Origin of the sequence: Truepera radiovictrix DSM 17093, from assembly GCF_000092425.1 — a bacterium.
GTDB lineage: Bacteria > Deinococcota > Deinococci > Deinococcales > Trueperaceae > Truepera > Truepera radiovictrix.
This window is the reverse complement of record NC_014221.1, coordinates 2,326,675-2,343,148: the sequence shown is the minus strand read 5'-3', so window position 1 is coordinate 2,343,148 and position 16,474 is coordinate 2,326,675. Positions and strand designations below refer to the sequence as shown.

General features: G+C 69.6%; 16 protein-coding genes. 6 read left to right on the top strand and 10 right to left on the bottom strand.

Going from position 1 to position 16,474, the window contains the following annotated elements:
* The first annotated feature begins 178 nt into the window (after positions 1-178).
* Positions 179-1,417, top strand: a complete 1,239-nt coding sequence (locus tag TRAD_RS10740) for a serine hydrolase domain-containing protein (RefSeq protein WP_013178639.1) — start codon at positions 179-181, stop codon at positions 1,415-1,417.
* 116 nt (positions 1,418-1,533) lie between these two features.
* The gene (locus tag TRAD_RS10735) at positions 1,534-2,412 is read left to right on the top strand and encodes an alpha/beta fold hydrolase (protein WP_013178638.1); all 879 of its coding nucleotides are present in this window, start codon (positions 1,534-1,536) and stop codon (positions 2,410-2,412) included.
* A gap of 128 nt (positions 2,413-2,540) precedes the next feature.
* Here TRAD_RS10735 and TRAD_RS10730 read toward each other — a convergent pair whose 3' ends face one another.
* The 3 genes from TRAD_RS10730 to TRAD_RS10720 form a co-directional block, all read right to left on the bottom strand.
* Positions 2,541-3,056: a COG4315 family predicted lipoprotein gene (locus TRAD_RS10730; RefSeq protein ID WP_013178637.1), complete on the bottom strand. Its 516-nt coding sequence runs from the start codon at positions 3,054-3,056 to the stop codon at positions 2,541-2,543.
* 174 nt (positions 3,057-3,230) lie between these two features.
* On the bottom strand, positions 3,231-4,190 hold the full coding sequence (locus TRAD_RS10725) for a metallophosphoesterase (RefSeq protein ID WP_013178636.1): 960 nt from the start codon (positions 4,188-4,190) through the stop codon (positions 3,231-3,233).
* A 298-nt stretch (positions 4,191-4,488) separates the two neighbouring features.
* Positions 4,489-5,334, bottom strand: coding sequence for a sugar phosphate isomerase/epimerase family protein (locus TRAD_RS10720; protein ID WP_013178635.1), 846 nt, complete (start codon positions 5,332-5,334; stop codon positions 4,489-4,491).
* Positions 5,335-5,591: 257 nt separating this feature from the next.
* Between TRAD_RS10720 and TRAD_RS10715 the strand changes: the two genes are divergently transcribed.
* From TRAD_RS10715 to TRAD_RS10700, 4 genes are read left to right on the top strand one after another with little or no spacing between them, the layout of a single operon-like run.
* On the top strand, positions 5,592-5,930 hold the full coding sequence (locus TRAD_RS10715) for an ArsR/SmtB family transcription factor (protein WP_013178634.1): 339 nt from the start codon (positions 5,592-5,594) through the stop codon (positions 5,928-5,930).
* Entirely contained in the window at positions 5,920-6,402 is a 483-nt protein-coding gene (locus TRAD_RS10710; RefSeq protein WP_013178633.1) for an arsenate reductase ArsC, read from the top strand. Before TRAD_RS10715 ends, TRAD_RS10710 begins: the two co-directional genes overlap by 11 nt.
* A gap of 13 nt (positions 6,403-6,415) precedes the next feature.
* Positions 6,416-7,114, top strand: a complete 699-nt coding sequence (locus TRAD_RS10705) for an MIP/aquaporin family protein (protein ID WP_221401601.1) — start codon at positions 6,416-6,418, stop codon at positions 7,112-7,114.
* A complete protein-coding gene (locus TRAD_RS10700; protein ID WP_013178631.1) occupies positions 7,111-7,554 on the top strand; it encodes an arsenate reductase ArsC in 444 nt (147 codons plus the stop codon). The genes TRAD_RS10705 and TRAD_RS10700 overlap by 4 nt, the downstream gene beginning before the upstream one ends.
* Here TRAD_RS10700 and pth read toward each other — a convergent pair.
* The 7 genes from pth to TRAD_RS15345 form a co-directional block, all read right to left on the bottom strand.
* On the bottom strand, positions 7,551-8,153 hold the full coding sequence (gene pth / locus TRAD_RS10695; RefSeq protein ID WP_013178630.1) for an aminoacyl-tRNA hydrolase: 603 nt from the start codon (positions 8,151-8,153) through the stop codon (positions 7,551-7,553). The genes TRAD_RS10700 and pth overlap by 4 nt on opposite strands.
* Complete coding sequence (locus TRAD_RS10690) at positions 8,134-8,760, bottom strand: 50S ribosomal protein L25 (RefSeq protein WP_013178629.1); 627 nt, start codon at positions 8,758-8,760, stop codon at positions 8,134-8,136. Before TRAD_RS10690 ends, pth begins: the two co-directional genes overlap by 20 nt.
* Before the next feature lie 30 nt (positions 8,761-8,790).
* Entirely contained in the window at positions 8,791-9,732 is a 942-nt protein-coding gene (locus TRAD_RS10685) for a ribose-phosphate diphosphokinase (RefSeq protein WP_013178628.1), read from the bottom strand.
* Positions 9,733-9,981: 249 nt separating this feature from the next.
* The gene (gene rny, locus TRAD_RS10680; RefSeq protein WP_013178627.1) at positions 9,982-11,652 is read right to left on the bottom strand and encodes a ribonuclease Y; all 1,671 of its coding nucleotides are present in this window, start codon (positions 11,650-11,652) and stop codon (positions 9,982-9,984) included.
* Positions 11,652-12,734, bottom strand: coding sequence for a recombinase RecA (recA, locus tag TRAD_RS10675; protein ID WP_013178626.1), 1,083 nt, complete (start codon positions 12,732-12,734; stop codon positions 11,652-11,654). The genes rny and recA overlap by 1 nt, the downstream gene beginning before the upstream one ends.
* A 216-nt stretch (positions 12,735-12,950) precedes the next feature.
* Entirely contained in the window at positions 12,951-14,189 is a 1,239-nt protein-coding gene (locus TRAD_RS10670) for a competence/damage-inducible protein A (RefSeq protein ID WP_013178625.1), read from the bottom strand.
* Positions 14,190-14,269: 80 nt separating this feature from the next.
* On the bottom strand, positions 14,270-16,225 hold the full coding sequence (locus TRAD_RS15345; protein WP_013178624.1) for a cation:proton antiporter: 1,956 nt from the start codon (positions 16,223-16,225) through the stop codon (positions 14,270-14,272).
* Between the last annotated feature and the right edge of the window lie 249 nt (positions 16,226-16,474).

Below are 16,474 nucleotides of genomic sequence, written 5' to 3'. Positions count from 1 at the left end.
CTGTCGCCCTCTCTTGCAGTCGACCCGCCGCCGTTCTGCTAAGGTCGTCTTACGCGGTCCGAGCTGGCGCCTTGGCGTCACGTTGCTGTCACGGTGTCACGGTGTCACGTCGGTGTCACGTCGGCGCTGCGACGGCGACGCGGTAGGTGCCTAGGCCGCGCCCTCAAGGAGGCGTGTGGTGAGCGTGCAGCTTCTTGACGTAACCCCCGAAGCGGTCGGTTTTAGCACCGAGCGGCTTAAACGCATCCGTCCGGTTATGCAGGCGTACGTCGACGGGCGCGGCTACCCCGGCATCAGCACCCTGCTGTCGCGGCGCGGCAGGGTGTTTTACGCCGAGCAGGTGGGGTGGCGAGACCGCGAGCGGGACCTTCCGCTCACACTGGACACGATCTACCGGATCTACTCGATGACCAAACCGGTCGTCTGCACGGCGCTCATGACCCTCTTTGAAGAGGGGCGCTTTTTGCTCACCGACCCGCTCGCGGCCTTTTTGCCGGCCTTTGAGCGGATGCGGGTGCTCGAGCCGGACGGCCGCGAGGTCGAGGCGGCGCGCCCGATCCTCGTGGGCGACCTGTTTACGCACACCGCAGGGTTGACGTACGACTTCCTCGAGGACGCCCCCGCCGGGGCGCGCTACCGTGAGGCGCAGCCGATGGGCGACGCGAGCCGTTCCTTAGCGGAGGTCGTAGACGCCTTGGCCGAGCTGCCGCTCGCCTTTCACCCCGGTTCGAGGTGGCACTACAGCGTCGCGACCGACGTGCTCGCGCGGCTTATCGAGGTCCTGTCGGGGACGTCGCTGCAGCACTTTTTGCAAGAGCGCCTGTTCGGTCCTTTAGGGATGACCGACACCGGCTTCTGGGTGCCTCACGACAAGCGCGATCGGCTCGCCGCCATGTACGGCAACCCCGACATCGCTACCCACACGCTCTCCGAGAGCTTCGCGGCGTGGCAGGCGGGGAAAAGCGGCCGCCAGGAGGTCGAGGCGACCTACCCCTCGGCGTCGCCCGACTTCGCTCGCGGCGGTCACGGGCTCTTCTCCACCATCACGGACTACCTGCGTTTCGCCCAGATGCTCCTAAACCGCGGCGAGCTCGACGGGGTGCGCCTCCTCGCGCCCAAGACGGTGGCGTTTATGCACCTCAACCACCTCCCCGCGGCGCTGCTGCCCTACGAGATCGGCGGGGTCTACGCGCTGGGGTACGGTTTCGGGCTCGGCTCGAGGGTGCTACTAGACGTCGCGGCGTCGGGGCTGCCGGGTTCGGTCGGCGAGTTCGGCTGGTCGGGCGCGGCCAAGACCTACTACTGGGTCGACCCCCAAGAGGAGCTCGTCGGGCTCTTTATGACCCAGTACATGGTCGGCTTCGAGCAGCCCGAAAAGGACTTTGTCCGGCTCGCCTATCAGGCGCTAGTGCACTAGGCCGGTGCGTCATGCGCGAGCCTCGGGGTAACCTCGGTACCTTGGGCGAGCGGGGAGCTCGGACGTTCCGTGACCCCCCACCCTTTGCTGCGCACCTAAACCGTGCACCCTGAGGCATGACGGGTTCTGCAGAGCTTTTCGCCGAGGGCCTTAACGCCGAAGACCTCTACGTAGACGTCGGGGAGGTGCGGTTACATGTCGTGGCGGCGGGGCCCGAAGAGGGCCCCCTGGTGGTGCTGCTCCACGGCTTCCCCGAGTTCTGGTTCGGTTGGCGCCACCAGCTGCCGGCGCTCGCCGCCGCCGGCTACCGGGTGCTCGCGCCCGACCAGCGGGGTTACAACCTGAGCGACAAGCCGCGGGGCGTGGCGGCGTACGCGCTCGAGCGGCTCGCCGGGGACGTCTTGGGGCTGATCCGCGCGGCGGGCCGCGAGGAGGCGATCCTGGTCGGCCACGATTGGGGCGCGGCGGTCGCTTGGTGGGTGGCGGCGCGGCACCCCGAGCGCGTCCGCAAGCTCGTCATCCTCAACGTCCCGCACCCCCAGGTGATGCGGCGGGCCCTGCGCCGCAGCCCCGAGCAGCTTTTGCGGAGCTGGTACGTGTTTTTCGTCCAACTTCCCCACCTCCCCGAGGCGCTGCTGCGGTTCGGGCGCTGGCGTGCGCTGCGGGGGGCGCTCACGGGCTCCTCCCGCCCCGGCACCTTTGGCGGCGCGCTGCCCTTTTACGAGGTGGCGTGGTCGCAGCCGGGGGCGCTCACGGCCGCGCTCAACTGGTACCGTGCGGCGGCGCGGCGTCCGCCGGCGCTGCGGGGGCCGCTGCGGGTGCGCGTGCCGACGCTCATCCTCTGGGGGGAGCGCGACCGCTTCCTGTCGCGCCGCCTGGCGAGGCCGAGCTTAGCGCTCTGCGACGCGGGGGAGCTGGTCTTTGTGAACGCCACGCACTGGGTGCAGCACGAGGCGGCGGCGCAGGTGAACGCGCGCATGCTCGAGTTCTTCTAGCGCACCCGCGACGGGTCGGGCGGCGAAGCGCTCTCTCGGCGAGCTCCTTGCGGCGTGGCGCCGGGAGAGCCAAAAAAGGGCACGGGGCGCGCCCCGTGCCGCGGGTGCCTGTCGCTGTCAGTACCCCGTCAGTACCCCTCTGCGCTGGCCCCCTGCTCCTCGGTGATCGCCTCGCCTTCGGGGGAGACGACGTACCAGACATCGTTGACCCCCTGGCCGGTGGCGTCGCCCGGCGCGACGTCTTGCACCCAGAAGTAGAGCGGCCAGCCGTTGTAGGTGACCTGCAGGCTGCCGTCTGAACGCTCGGTGGTGCCGAGCAGCTCGGGGTCGACCCCCTCACCGGCGACGACGTTGCCGTCGGTCAACAGGGGCGGCCAGTTGGCGGCGCACTCGCCCTCGCAGGTGCTCACCCCCTCCGAGTCGTTTAAAAAGAGGTAGAGCGTCATCCCCTCACCGTCGACGAGGTGGGCCCCCAGGGTGTCGCTCTCGGCGACCTGGACGGTGACGTCGGTCATCTCCCCGACCATCTCGCCGCCCGTCACGGCGCCCTCGACCTCGGCCGTGCCTTCGGTGGTCGCGCTAGCGGTGACGACGAGGCTAAACAGCATCGCGCTTAGAAGGGTGGGCGCAAACAGACGTTTCATAGCCTTCTCCTTCGCTGTGGTGTCTCCCCCGTGAGGCGATAGTAGGCGCTGGGCTCCGTGGAGAACAGGATGCCCCGTTACAGATGTCCGTCGGGGTAAGCTGCAGCGTCTAGGTGCAGTGTCCAGGTGCAGCGCCCGCGACGCGCGCAGGCGCCGAGCGCGCGTCGCAAGCAGCTACGAAACGCGCGCGAAGACCTCTTGGAGGCTGTCCTCCTCGAGCACCAGCGGGCGCGGCCGCCCCTCCTTGTCGGGCCAGTGCACGAGCCGGATGGTGCCCCCTTCGATGTCGAGCCCCGTGATGTCGCCGTCGCCGAAGCAGCAGCAGCCGGCGTTGAAGTAGCAGGGGGTGGGGCCCGCGTCGTCCCCCTCGGCGCCGTGGCGTTCGTTCTCCTGCGAGCGCACCCACTCGAGGTCGGCGGCGGCGGCGGCGACCTCGTCTTGCAGCGCGCGGTCGCCTGGGTGCGTCGCTAGGCGGGCCTCGAGCGCCGCCAAGCGCTGCTGCAGCTGCCCGGGGTGCGAGCGCGACTCGAAGACGGGGCGGTGGGTGTGGCCGCAGACGAGCACGAGCCCCGGCTGCGTGGCCGCCCACGCGTGCATGATGAGGTTGTGCTCGTAGCGTAGCCGCGGATCTTTAGAGGGGGTGTCGAGGGACACGCCCGTGAGGCGCAGCCACGGCCGGTAGAGGTAGCGCACGGCGAGGCGCGACAGGTGCGCCCAGCGGTCGCTCATGGGCGAGCCCTGGTGGCCGTGCACCAAAAAGAGCCGGCCGAGCTCGCGGCCCCCGTCGCGGACGCTAAAGAGCAGGCTGGGGTGAAACGTGAGCGGCGTGGGGCCGAAGAGGGGTTGCAGGTGCCGCGCGGCGGTGTCGCCGAGGAGCCAGTCGTCGTCGTGGTTGCCGATGACCCGCAAAAGTCGCCCCTCGCGGTGAAAGGCGGCCTCGAGCGACAGGGTGTAGCCGTAAGCGTCCACGACGCTGGCGGGCGCGTTTTTCCAGAGCTCGTCAGCGTCGCCTAGGACCACGAGGGTGTAGCCGCGCCGGAAGTACCAAGCGAGCGCGGCGTTGTACGCGCGCTCGGCTTTGCGGAACTGGTCGTCACCGCCCCGCGCGCCGCGGTGCTGGTCGGAAAAGATCACGAGGCGCGCCGTCTGCAGCTCGAGGGGCCGGGCCTCACCCGCCCCCTCGAGCGCTCTGGAGAGCGCTTGGTGGATGCGCGCCGCCTTCGCGGGGAGGTTGCTCTTGGTTGCGCCCGCGCCATAGCCCTCCTACGCCCCTCTGGGCCTCAAGTACCCGTGGCGCCGCCTCACCGTGGCGATGGTAGGTGACCCGTGCGGTCATCGGCGCGCCGGCCACGCGTAGGTCTCTTTGTACCATCCCCGTGCGCCGCGCCGTGCCGCGTTGTACCCACCACGCCGCTCTAGGGCGCTGCAAACGCTAAAGCCCCACCTCCGCCGCCCCCGCCTTTAAAAACGCCAGACCGCGGCTGGCGAGCACCTCCGAGGGGTGGTTGGTGGGGCGCCAGAGGCAGGTCGCGGCGGCGATGTCGGGGTTGATGGCGGCGAACGACTCGAGCACCAGAGCGCCCGAAAACCGCGCGTCTTTAAGCCCGCGAAACACCTCCGGCCAGTTCACCGTGCCGCTGCCGACCAGCCCGCGGTGGCTTTCGCTCATGTGCACGTAGTCGAGCACGTCGGCGGCCTCGACGAGGGGGGTGTAAAAGCCCTCCTCTTCGATATTCATGTGGTAGGTGTCGGCGTGCAGCTTGAGGTTAGGGGCGCCCGTAGCGAGCACCGCCTCGCGCGTGTCCGCGAGGGTGTTGTAGAGGTGGGTCTCGTAGCGGTTACACGCCTCCAGGGCGAGCGTGATGCCGCGCCGCTGCGCCGCCTCGGCGACCTCGCCCAGCGTGTCGACGACCTGCGCCCGCTCCTGCGGCGTGGGCGGCGCGCCGGTGAGCGCCCCGAGCGCGTAGCCGATGCAACCCGCGAGGTAGGTGCAGCCGAGGGCGTCTAGCTTGTCGAGCACCGCCAGCAGGAAGCGCTTGGCGCCCTCCGGGTTCTCCGGCAGGTGCACCGCGCGCGGTAGGGCGAGCGAGCAGACCGCCGCCAAGCCGACCTCCTCGAGGGTGCGCCGGTGACGCTTTGCGTCGAAGGTCTCGGGGCGCAGGAGGGGGATCTCGAGAAAGTCGAACCCCGTCTCCGCCGCCTTGCGGATGGTGGCGTCCCCCGCCTCCGGGGTCCAGTCGCCGATCCAGACGAACGCGTGTGCTCCGTAGCGGACCATACCCAACCTCCTCGTGGCGCCGCGTGCGTGACGCCTCACTGTACTGCAAAAAGGCGCCGTGTGCGAGGATGTGAGCACGTGTGAAAACCTGTTGGCTTGGCGGCGTCGCCCCGCAGGCAGTGCCGGGGAGAAGGCTGCGGCCCCGCGCGGTCTGGCGCCCCGATCTCAGACGGGGGAGGTGTCGGTGGCGGGGACAGCGCGTGTTCGTAAACATAGATAGATTGACATGCGTCGATAGACCGTTCTACTGTAGGGGCGTGGAAGACACCAACGAGCTCGCTACCACCCTCAAGGCGCTCGCCGACCCCGTGCGTTTGGCGATCCTGACGTTTCTGGTCGACCCCATCCAGAGCTGCTGTTCGCGCGACGACGGGGTGTGCGGCTGCGACCTCGAGGCGTTTTTGGGGCTTTCGCAGCCGACCGTCAGCCACCACATGAAGCTCCTCACCCAAGCGGGGTTCGTGCGGGCCGACAAGCGGGGGCGCTGGGTCTACTACGAGCTGCTGCCCGAAACGTTCGAGGCGCTGGAGCGGGCGCTGGGGCGCTTTGCGTGCGCGGCTAGGGCCGCACGCACCGAGGTCACCCGTGACGCCTGAACGGCCGCTACGCCTGCTCGTCCTCTGCACCCACAACTCGGCGCGTAGCCAGATGGCCGAGGGGTGGCTGCGGCACCACGCGCGCGAGGCGGGCGTGGCGCTCGAGGTGCTCTCGGCGGGCACCGAAAAGACCCGCGTCAAACCCGAAGCGGTTACCGTCATGCGCGAGGTCGGGATCGACCTCTCCGGGCACACCTCCAAGACGCTTTTCGAGCTCCCCGACCCGTGGCATTTCGACGTGGTCTTGACCGTGTGCGACAGCGCCAACGAGGCGTGCCCCGCGTACCCCGCGCGGACGCGGCGGCTGCACGTCGCTTTCCCCGACCCCAGCGGGGAGCCGCTAGCGCGCTGGCGCGCGGTGCGCGACGCTGTTGGGGAGATGAGCCGCGCGCTCGTAGCGGCCTTGTCGCGCGGCGCCCTGCCCACGGAAGCTGAGCTGCTCCCGCCAGCGCGCACCGCTCGGGAGGGGTAGGTACGCCGTGCGGGTGTGGTTGGCGGAGTTTATCGGCACCTTCGCCCTCGTCTTCGTCGGCGTCGGTGCGATCGCCGCGGGGTTGGAGGCGCTCGCGGTCGCGCTCGCTTTTGCCTGTGCCGTCGCCGTGATGATCGCCGCCGTGGGCCCGATCTCGGCGGCGCACTTTAACCCCGCCGTGACGCTCGCCTTTTGGGCGATGCGGCGCACGCGCCTCGCCGAGGTGCCGCTCTACTGGAGCGCGCAGCTCGCGGCGGGGGTCGTCGCGGTAAGCGCCCTTTCGCTCTGGGGCGGCGCCGACCGCTTGGAGGGGGTCGCTTACGGCGCGACGCGGCTCGCGCCCGGATTGAGCCCGTGGGCGGGTGTCGGCGTCGAGGCCGTTTTGACCTTTTTTCTGGTGTTCGTCATCGCCAGCATCGTCATCCGCAAGCACGCCATGGACGGGCTCTACATCGGTCTGACGGTGGGCGCAGGGGCGCTCGCCGGGGGCAGCCTGACGGGCGCTTCGATGAACCCCGCGCGCAGCTTTGGCCCCGCGCTCGTTAGCGGCGAGTGGGGCGCGCACTGGGTCTACTGGGTGGGGCCCTGCTTGGGCGCCGTCGCGGCGGCTCTGAGCGCGCAGTACCTGTGGACGCGCCGGACGGACCCCTTGGCGGAGGTAGGCAGGGCGACGTCGAGGGGGCACCCCCTCGAGAGAGGAGAGCAGGTATGAACGGCCGCAAAACCCACGTCCTTTTTCTCTGTACCGGCAACTCGGCGCGCAGCTTGATGGCCGAAGCGTTTGTCAACGAGCACGCGGGTGAGCGCTTCGTAGCGCACAGCGCCGGGTTGCAGCCGAAAGGCGTCAACCCCTACACGGTGCGCGTGATGGCGGAGCTGGGTATCAGCCTAGAGGGGGCGCGCTCAAAGAGCGTCAGGGAGTTTCTCGGCCGCGAGCGCCTCGACTACGTCATCACGGTGTGCGGTGAGGCCGAGGCGAACTGCCCGCGCGTCTTCCCCGGCACCGTCAAGTACCGCCACTGGTCGTTCGAGGACCCCGCCGCCTTTGAGGGCCCCGAAGCGGCGACGTTAGAGACGTTTCGCGAGGTGCGCGACGAAATTCGGGCGCGCGTCCAGGCGTGGCTGCAGGAGACCGCGGACGTACCCGTTTAGTGTGCTTGCGCACCCGCCTCTGGCCGCAAGTCGAGCCCGTTAAAGCGCGCCATCGCCGCCTCTAGGCCCGCCTCCAAAAGCACCTCGACGGCGTCGGCGGCGTGCGCGACGACCGCTTCGACGAGCGCCCGCTCCTCCTCGCGAAAGCGGCTGAGCACCCAGTTCTCGACCTTCCAACCCGCGGGTGGCCGAGAGATGCCGACCTTGAGGCGGGTAAAGTCGGGGCCGAGCCGGTAGATGGTGTCTTGCACCCCGCGCTGCCCGCCGGCGCTCCCGCCCGCGCGCAGCCGCAGCCGCCCGAGCGGCAAGTCGAGGTCGTCGTGAACGACGAGCAGCTCGGCGGGGGAGAGCCTCAGCTTCGTCATCTGCGCCTGCACGGCGGCCCCCGAGAGGTTCATAAAGGTCAGCGGTTTCAGGAGCGTGACGTCGCCCCAGCGCCCGACCTCCGCTTGCCGCTCCTTGCGCCAGGCGACGCCGTGGCGCGCGGCTAAAAGGTCGACAACGAGAAACCCGGCGTTGTGCCGGGTGTTCTCGTACTGCGGACCGGGGTTGCCGAGCCCGACGATAAGCCGCGGGCGCTTACGCGGCGGCGTCGTCACCGTCGTCGCTGTCGCCGTCCTCGCCGATGACCTCGGGTTCAGCCGCTTGGGCGGGCTCTTCGGGCTCTTCGGCGCGCGGCGGCAAGATGGTGATCAGCGTCTCCTCGAGGTCGTCGAGCACCTCCGCCTCGCTCGGCAGCGCCGACAGGACGTCCTTAAGGTGCAGCGAGTCGTTGATCGCGAGGGCGCTCACGTCGACGTCGATGTGGTTGGGGATAAGGCGCGGCAGGATGCGGATGTGCACCTGGTGGCGCTGCGCGTCCACTTGCCCCCCTTCGCGAGCGCCGATCGCGGTCCCCACGAAGTTGATGGGGACGAAGACGTCGACGGGTTGCCCCGCGGTGACGGCGTAGAAGTCGACGTGGAGGGGTTCGCGGCGGCGCTTATCCATCTGCACCGCTTTCACCAAGACGTCGTGGCTCTCGCCGTCGAGCTGCAGGTTAATGAGGCTCGCGACCCCTTGGCTGCGAAACGCTTTGTCGAACTCGCGCAGCTCGACGCTGACGGGGATGTTGAGCTCTTTGTTGTAGACCACACCGGGCAGACGGCCCTGCGCGCGCAGGTCGCTCGTCTTGCCGGGGGTACGTCTCTGGGCGGTAAGGTTCATGGTGCCTCCTTTGGGTGGTGGGTAAAGGGACTAACTCGGAAAGAGGGAGCTGACCGAGCTGTTGTCGTGGACGTTCTGAATGGCGCTCGCCAAAAGCTCGGCGACCGACAACACCTTGATCTTGGGTTCGTCGCCGCGGTAGGGGATGGTGTCGGTGACGAACACCTCGCTGATCGCGGGGTGCGCGAGGCGCTCCAGGGCGGGCGGGGTAAACACCGGGTGGGTGGCGACGACCCGGATGTCGGGCAGAGCGCCGAGCTCGAGCAGCGCCTCGACCGCCCGCGAGATGGTGCCCGCGGTGGAGATCATGTCGTCGGCGATGATCGGGCGCATCCCCGCGACCTCGCCGATAACGTGCGTCACGCTGGTATCGGTGGGGCTGTTGCGGCGCTTGTAGAGGATGGCGATGGGCAGCCCCAGGTGGTTGGCGAGCCGCCGCGCCTCGGTCGCGCGGCCGACGTCGGGGGAGACGACCACGCTGTTGGCGAGGTCTTGCTGCTCGAGGTGCGACCCCAGGATGCCCAGGGCGGTGAGGTGGTCGACCGGCACGTCGAAAAACCCTTGGATCTGCCCCGCGTGCAGGTCGACGCTGATCACCCGGTCGACGCCCGCTGTCTCGAGCAAGTTGGCGACCAACTTGCCCGTGATGGGTTCGCGCGCCTGCACCTTTTTGTCCTGCCGCGCGTAGCCGAAGTAGGGGATCACGGCGTTGATGCGCCACGCCGAGGCGCGCCGCAGCGCGTCGCAAAAGACCAAGAGCTCCATCAAGTTGTGGTTGACCGGGGAGCAGGTCGACTGCACGATGTAGCAGTCCGCACCGCGCACCGACTCGTCGATCTGCACCCGCGACTCGCCGTCGGGAAAGCTCGAGACCCACCCTTGCGAGAGCTCGCGGCCGAGGTGCCGCGCGACCGACGCCGCGAGCTCGGGCGTCGCCCCGCCGCAGAAGATGCGGAGTTCGTCGCCGATCACCGTAGCTCCGTGCGCCGGAGCGCCTTTTGGGAAAGATACAAGGTCAACCTCACAAAAACCGTGTTTGGGGCAGGTAAACACCGCGGGCCGCTAAAGCCGCCACAAAAAAGTCGCCCCTCGGGCGAGTATGCCAAAGGGGAGTATACACAAATGCTGGAGAAAGAAGCAATGAGCAACGAGCCATGAGCGATGAGCCATAAGGGCCGAGCTTTTACTCATGGCTCGTTACTCGCTGCTCATGGCTGCTCTTCACCTCGCGTACTGCACCGCGCGCGACTCGCGCACCACGGTCACCTGCACCTGCCCGGGGTACTCCATGTCCTGTTCGATGCGGTTGGCGATGTCGCGGGCTAGCAGTACCGCCGAGGCGTCGTCGACCTTGTCGGGTTCGACGATGATGCGGATCTCTCGGCCCGCCTGGATGGCGTAGGACTTCTCGACGCCGGGAAAGCTGGTGGCGATGGTCTCTAAACCCTCGAGCCGTTTGAGGTAGCTCTCTAGGCTTTCGCGGCGCGCCCCCGGCCGCGCCGCGCTGATCGCGTCGGCGGCGGAGACGATCACCGGGTAGAGGGTTTCGGCGAGCTCGAGCTCGTGGTGATGGGCGATCGCGTCGACGACCTCGTCGGGTTCGCCGAAGCGCCGCGCCAAGTTGGCGCCGATCTCGGTGTGCGTCCCCTCGATCTCGCGGTCGATCGACTTGCCGATGTCGTGCAAGAGCCCGGCGCGGCGCGCGAGCGCCTCGTCGAGCCCGATCTCGGCGGCGATGATGCCGGTGAGGTGGGCGACCTGTACGGAGTGCTTGAGGACGTTCTGACCGTAGGACGTGCGAAAGTGCATGCGGCCCAGAAGCTGCAGCATCCCCGGTTTGAGCCCCACGACGTTGGCCTCTAAAGCGGCCTCTTCGCCGCGCTCGCGGATATAGCTCTGCATCTCGCTCTGCGCCTTTTGTACCGTCTCCTCGATGCGGGCGGGGTGGATGCGCCCGTCGGTGACGAGTTCGGTCAGGGCGAGCTTGGCGACCTCGCGGCGGATGGGGTTAAACGAGCTGAGGAGCACCGCCTCGGGGGTGTCGTCGATGATCAGATCGACCCCGGTGAGCGACTCGAAGGCGCGGATGTTGCGCCCCTCGCGCCCGATGATGCGGCCTTTCATGGCGTCGCTGGGGATCGGCACCACGGAGACGCTAATCGCCGCCGAGACCTCCGAGGCGCTCCGCTGCACCGCCTGCGCCAAGATGTTGGTGCTCTTGCGTTTGGCTTCGCTGTCGGCGCGCTCGAGCTGCGCGCGGATGCGCACGGCCTTTTCGCGCTCGAGCTCGCTGTCGAGCTTGGCGAGGATCATCTCCGTGGCGCTCTCGCGGGTGAGCTGCGCGACCTCGTAGAGGCGCCGCTCGACCTCACTGCGCTGCGCCTCGAGCGCCTCCTCGCGCGCTTCGAGCGCCTCCTCGCGGCGGTCGAGCCGCTCCTCGAGGTCGTCGAGCTTGAGCGCGCGCGCGTCTTGCTGTTCGCCGCGCCGCGTCAGCCGCTCCTCGGTAGCGTCGAGGCGCTCGCGGTCGCGCCGGAGCTCCTCGCGCAGCTCGCGGGCGCTCTCGCGGTCGCGTTCGGCGTCCTCGCGCAGACGGGCGAGCTCGAAGTCGAACACCTGCCGGGTGCGCCGGAGCTCCTCGTCGAGGGCGGCCTTGGCGCGCCGCGCCTCCTCCTCGAGGCGTTCGCGCGCCCCCGCTAGCAGCTCGTCGCTCCGCGCTTGCGCCGCCGCGACGAGGCGCTGCGCCTCCTCCTGGGCGCTGCGCCGCCGCTTGTCGGCCTCCGCTTCGGCGCGCGCGATGATCTCGTCGTCGCGCTGCCGGCGCCACAAGAGCCCCACCGCGCCCCCGATAAGGAGGCCCAAAAGCAGCGCGAGAACGACCCCAAAACCCCCCATCAGGCGCCCCCACGCAGGGCGTCCACCTCATCCCCGGCTTCCGCCCCCCCCCGGACGGCGGCGACGACGCGTTGGCGCAAAGCGTCGATGAGGTGGGGGTTGTCGAGGAGGTAGCTAGCGGCTTTTTCCTTGCCCTGACCGATGGTAACGCCGTCGTACTTGTAAAAGGAGCCGGACTTTTGGATGAGGTCTAAGTCGGTGGCGATGGTGATGAGGTCGCCGAGCTTGTCGATGCCTTTGCCGAAGAGGATCTCGACCTCGGCTTCTTTAAAGGGCGGGGCCACCTTGTTCTTGGTCACCTTGACCCGCACCTGGTTGCCGACCTTGTCGGCGCCGGACTTGACGTCGCCCTTGCGGCGGACCTCCAAACGGACCGAGGCGTAGAACTTGAGCGCCCGCCCCCCCGGGGTGGTCTCGGGGTTGCCGTACATGACGCCGATCTTTTCGCGGATCTGGTTGATGAAAATGGCGGTGGTGCGGCTTTTGGCGAGCGCGCCGGTGAGCTTGCGCAGGGCTTGGCTCATGAGCCGGGCTTGCAGACCGACGTGGGCGTCGCCCATCTCGCCCTCGATCTCGGCTCTGGGGACCAAAGCGGCGACCGAGTCGACCACCACCACGTCGACCGCGCCGGAGCGGACCAGGAGCTCGGTGATCTCCAAAGCTTGCTCGCCGGTGTCGGGTTGGGAGACGAGGAGTTCGTCGGTGTCGACGCCCAGGGCTTTGGCGTAGGTGGGGTCGAGCGCGTGCTCGGCGTCGACAAAAGCGGCGACGCCGCCCAGGCGCTGGGCTTCGGCGATGACGTGCAAGGAGAGGGTGGTTTTGCCGCCGGACTCGGGGCCGTAGATCTCGATGATGCGGCCTCTGGGGACGCCGCCGACGCCCAGGGCGAGGTCGACGGACATCGAGCCGGTGGGGATGACGCCCTGGTCGAGTAGCGAGCGGTCGTCGCCGAGGCGCATGATGGCGCCCTTGCCGAACTGCTTCTCGATCTGCGACAGCGTGCTCTCCAGGCTCCGCCGCCGTGCGGGGTCGAGCTGTGGTGGCGCCCCCGAGGGGGCGGAGGGATTGTCGGTGTCCTTCATCAGGACCTCCTTGCGTCTTTCGGTAAGGGGGCTAGGTCGCGAGACCCAACGCGCCGACCGGGCGCCCCTAAGCGCTCCGCGGCGGGTGTCGCGCCAGCTCCTCAAGCGGCCGCCAACCAGCTGGGGTTCGGGTGGTAGGGCGGTCGAGCTCGCTTTCACGTTACCGCGTTTTAACCTCCTGAGCGTGTTGAGGCGCCGCATGGACGCGCCGCGGGTCTAGTCGCCGCGCAGCACCGTCCAGAGGAGGGAGAGCGCGCCGAACGCCGCGCGCTCGCGGACCCAGTTGCGCTCGAGGGGGGGTAGCTGCAGGCTCCGGGTGCTGCGTTCGCCGCGGTAGTAGACGGCGAGGTGCACCTCGCCGACCGGTTTGCCGTCCGCGCGCTCGGGCCCCGCGACCCCCGTCGTGGCGAGGCCGTAAGTGGTGCCGAAGCGCTCGGCGGCAGCCGCGGCCATCGCCCCCGCTGCCTCGGCGGAGACGCTGGTGTGGGTGTCTAACAGCTTTCGAGGGACGCCGAAAGCGACCTTCTGCGCCGTTTGGTAGGTGATGAGACCCCCCGCGTACGCCGCCGACGCGCCCGCGACCGACGTGAGCAGATCCCCCAAGAGCCCACCGGTCAGCGACTCCATGGTAGCGAGCGTCTCGCCGCGCGCTCTGAGCGCGGCGAGCACGAGCCCCGCGAGCTCGTCGTCGTCCTCGCCCCACAGCTTGTCGCGGAGCCGCGCGCGCACCTCCTGTTCGACACTCGCGGCCATCGCTCTAGCGGCCTCCGGGGTGTCGGCTTTGGCGGCGACGCGCACGTGCACGCCGTCGCGTTTGGCGTAGGTGGCGACGCTCGGGTTGGCGCCGTCGGTGAGGCTCCCGAGCCGCTCCGCGACCGCCGACTCGCCGATGAGGTGGGTTTTGAGCGTTTTCGTGTAGAGCGCCGCGGGGGGCAGCTCGAGGCGCGGCACCGCTTCGCTGAGCCACATCCGCGTGAGCTCGCGGGGGGGGCCAGGGAGGGCGACGACGCGCCGGCGCACCCCGTCTAGCCGCGTCTCGACGAGCCACCCCGGGGCGGTGCCCAAGGGGTTGGGGAGCGCTCGCGCCGAGGGGATCAGCCACGCCTGCTTGAGGTTGGCCTCGGGCATCGCCGCGCGGTACGAGGCGAAGCGCGCGCGCAGCTCGCGCTCGAGCCCCGCGTCGACGACCGGCGTCTCGCCCAGCACGGCGGCGATGGCTTCGCGCGTGAGGTCGTCGCTCGTCGGGCCGAGGCCGCCGCACATCACCACCAGCTCGCTGCGCGAGAGCGCCTGCTGCAGCGCCTGGATAAGGCGCCCCAAGTTGTCGCCGACGCGCTGCGACCAGAGCACGTCGACCCCGCGCCGCGCGAGGTCTTGAGCCAGCCAGGCGCTGTTGGTGTCGATGATCTCACCCAAAAGGAGTTCGGTGCCCACGCTGAGGAGTTCGGCGGTCATGGCCCAGCTTACCGGGTCGCGCGCGGCAGGACGAGCGGCGTCCCCTACAGGTTTCGCGCGGCCGCGTGCGGGGCGCGCCGCTACGCTTCGGCTCGAGCGGCGACCTCCTCGGCGGTGCGCTCGGCGAGGGCGGCGGGGAGCAGCCCGACGTCGGCGAGCTCGCGCAGGGCGTCCTCGGCGGCGACGCGGCAGAGCGCCTCGGCTTGGCGCCGGTGCACCCCCATGAGGTCGTGCGCCGCGCGGCCGTCGAGTTCGTCCAGAGCGGCCACCGCCGCCTCCTCCCAGCGCACGAAGGTGCGCTGCGCCCGCTCGAGGGTCTCGGCGCGGACGTTCGGCAGGCGCTCGAAAAGCTCGAGCGCCTCGACCGTGCGCCGCGCGGCGAGCCGCCGCGCGGCCGCCTCCGCGTAGGCCAGCTCGGTCGGGTCATCGCCCAAAGGGCTGGGGAGCAGGCCGCTGAGGCGCTCCCAGAGCCGGTCGAGGCGGGGGCGCGGGCGCTCGTAGAGCCCTTCGAGCGTGACGCGCCCGACCCCCAACGCCTCGATCTGGTCGTCGACTTCGTGGAGCAGCGCGCGCGTCGCGCTCGGCGGCAAGAGCCCCGCGTCGCTCAGCCGCTGATAGGTGTCGCGCTCGACGAAGAGCCCGCGCCGCGTCAGCACCTCGAGCTCCTCGTCGGCGCTCAGGTCGATGCGCGCGAGCTCCCTGCGCACCGCCTCCTCGGCCGCTCTAAGCGCCGCGACGACGGCCGGTTCGTCGAGCCCCAAAGCCTCTAGCTGCCGCTGCGCGGCCCGCACCCCCGAGAGCCGCGCGCCGTCCGCTAGAAACCGGTCGGCGCGGGTCGGTCGGTCGAGCCCCAGGCGGTGCACGAGGGTCCGGACGGTGGTTGCGTTAAGAAGCAAGGTGGCGAGCACCACGCCCCCCGTCATGGCGACGAAGAGTTCGCGTTGGGGCAGCTCTTCGGGCAGCGCGAGGGCGAGCGCGACCCCGCCCCGCAGCCCCCCCCAGATAAGCACCGCCTCGTTGCGAAAGCCCACCGGCGGCACCCCCGCGAGGCGCTCAACCACTGAGACGAGCGGCACGACCGCCGCGACGCGCGCCGCGAGCACCACGGCGACCGCCAGGGTGACGGCGCCGAGGTGTTCGCCGAAGAGCAGGGGGTCGATCGCCAGCCCGATCAGCAGGAACAAGAGGGCGTTGGCGACGTAGCCGAGCGCCTCCCACAGCTCGCGCCACGACGCCCGGACGCGCTCCGAGGCGCGGCTCGGCGCTAGCGCGCTCAGCACGAGCCCCGCCGCGACGGTCGCCATCACGCCGGAAAAGCCGAGCACCGCGTCGGCGAGGACGAAGCCGCCGTAAGCCACCGCGACCGAGAGGGCGGCGGCGGGGAGGTGCTCGAGCCACGGCAGCGCCAAGGCGGCCGCTAGACCGACGGCGGTGCCGATCGCTGCGCCCCCCAAAAAGACGCTCACGAACTCCCAGACCCCTGCAAGCGCGCTCACCTCATCGCCGAGCGCCGCCGCGAGCAGGATGCTAAAGAGCACAATCGCGACGCCGTCGTTGAGCAGGCTCTCGCCCTCGACGAGGGTGAGAAGACGGCTCGGGACGCCGAGCTCGCGAAAGATCGCGACGACCGCGACCGGGTCGGTCGCACAGATCAGCGCGCCAAAAAGGAGCGCGGCGCTTAGGGGCACGCCGAGCACCCAGAAGAGGGCGAAACCGACGAAAAGCGCGGCGACGAGCACAGCCGGAATCGCGAGCACGAGGATCGGTGCCAAGTTGCGCACGAAAGCGCGGGTCGAGAGGCCGTACGCCGCCTCGAAAACGAGCACCGGCAGAAAGAGAAAGACGACGACCTCTTCGAACACCTCCCCCTGGAGCGGGCTTGCGACGCCGAACTGGCCGCCCAGCCACGAAGCGGCGACCCCTACGACGGTGAGCACGGCGGTGACGGGCAGGCGAACGCGTTCGGCGAGCGCGCCGAGAAGCACCGCCAAGGCGAGAAGTCCCGAGACGACGAGGAGCCACTCCGACAAGTCCACCCTGACCCCCTTGGGGAGCGCCGCACCCAAGCCCGCACGCGACCCGGTTGGGACGCTACGCGGACGATTCTACGCCTTTGCAGCCGACGCCATGGGCAGCCCCCGCAAGCACCCCCGAAAAGGTCTTCCTCACACATAAACCGCTCGTTTGGGGGTGCTAAAATTTCTAGGGTGAACGACACGAACGTCCGGGCGCGTAGCGGCGCCCCAACACCCGGTGCCGGCTAGCCAGGGTCACGACCCTTCCGG

Bases quoted from the DNA above. Each gene is read 5' to 3' on its own strand.
- recA (WP_013178626.1), bottom strand. From the start codon at position 12,734: ATGAAGGACACCGACAATCCCTCCGCCCCCTCGGGGGCGCCACCACAG.
- TRAD_RS10690 (WP_013178629.1), bottom strand. From the start codon at position 8,760: ATGAACCTTACCGCCCAGAGACGTACCCCCGGCAAGACGAGCGACCTG.
- TRAD_RS10720 (WP_013178635.1), bottom strand. From the start codon at position 5,334: ATGGTCCGCTACGGAGCACACGCGTTCGTCTGGATCGGCGACTGGACC.
- TRAD_RS10735 (WP_013178638.1), top strand. From the start codon at position 1,534: ATGACGGGTTCTGCAGAGCTTTTCGCCGAGGGCCTTAACGCCGAAGAC.
- TRAD_RS10670 (WP_013178625.1), bottom strand. From the start codon at position 14,189: ATGACCGCCGAACTCCTCAGCGTGGGCACCGAACTCCTTTTGGGTGAG.
- TRAD_RS10730 (WP_013178637.1), bottom strand. From the start codon at position 3,056: ATGAAACGTCTGTTTGCGCCCACCCTTCTAAGCGCGATGCTGTTTAGC.
- rny (WP_013178627.1), bottom strand. From the start codon at position 11,652: ATGGGGGGTTTTGGGGTCGTTCTCGCGCTGCTTTTGGGCCTCCTTATC.
- TRAD_RS10700 (WP_013178631.1), top strand. From the start codon at position 7,111: ATGAACGGCCGCAAAACCCACGTCCTTTTTCTCTGTACCGGCAACTCG.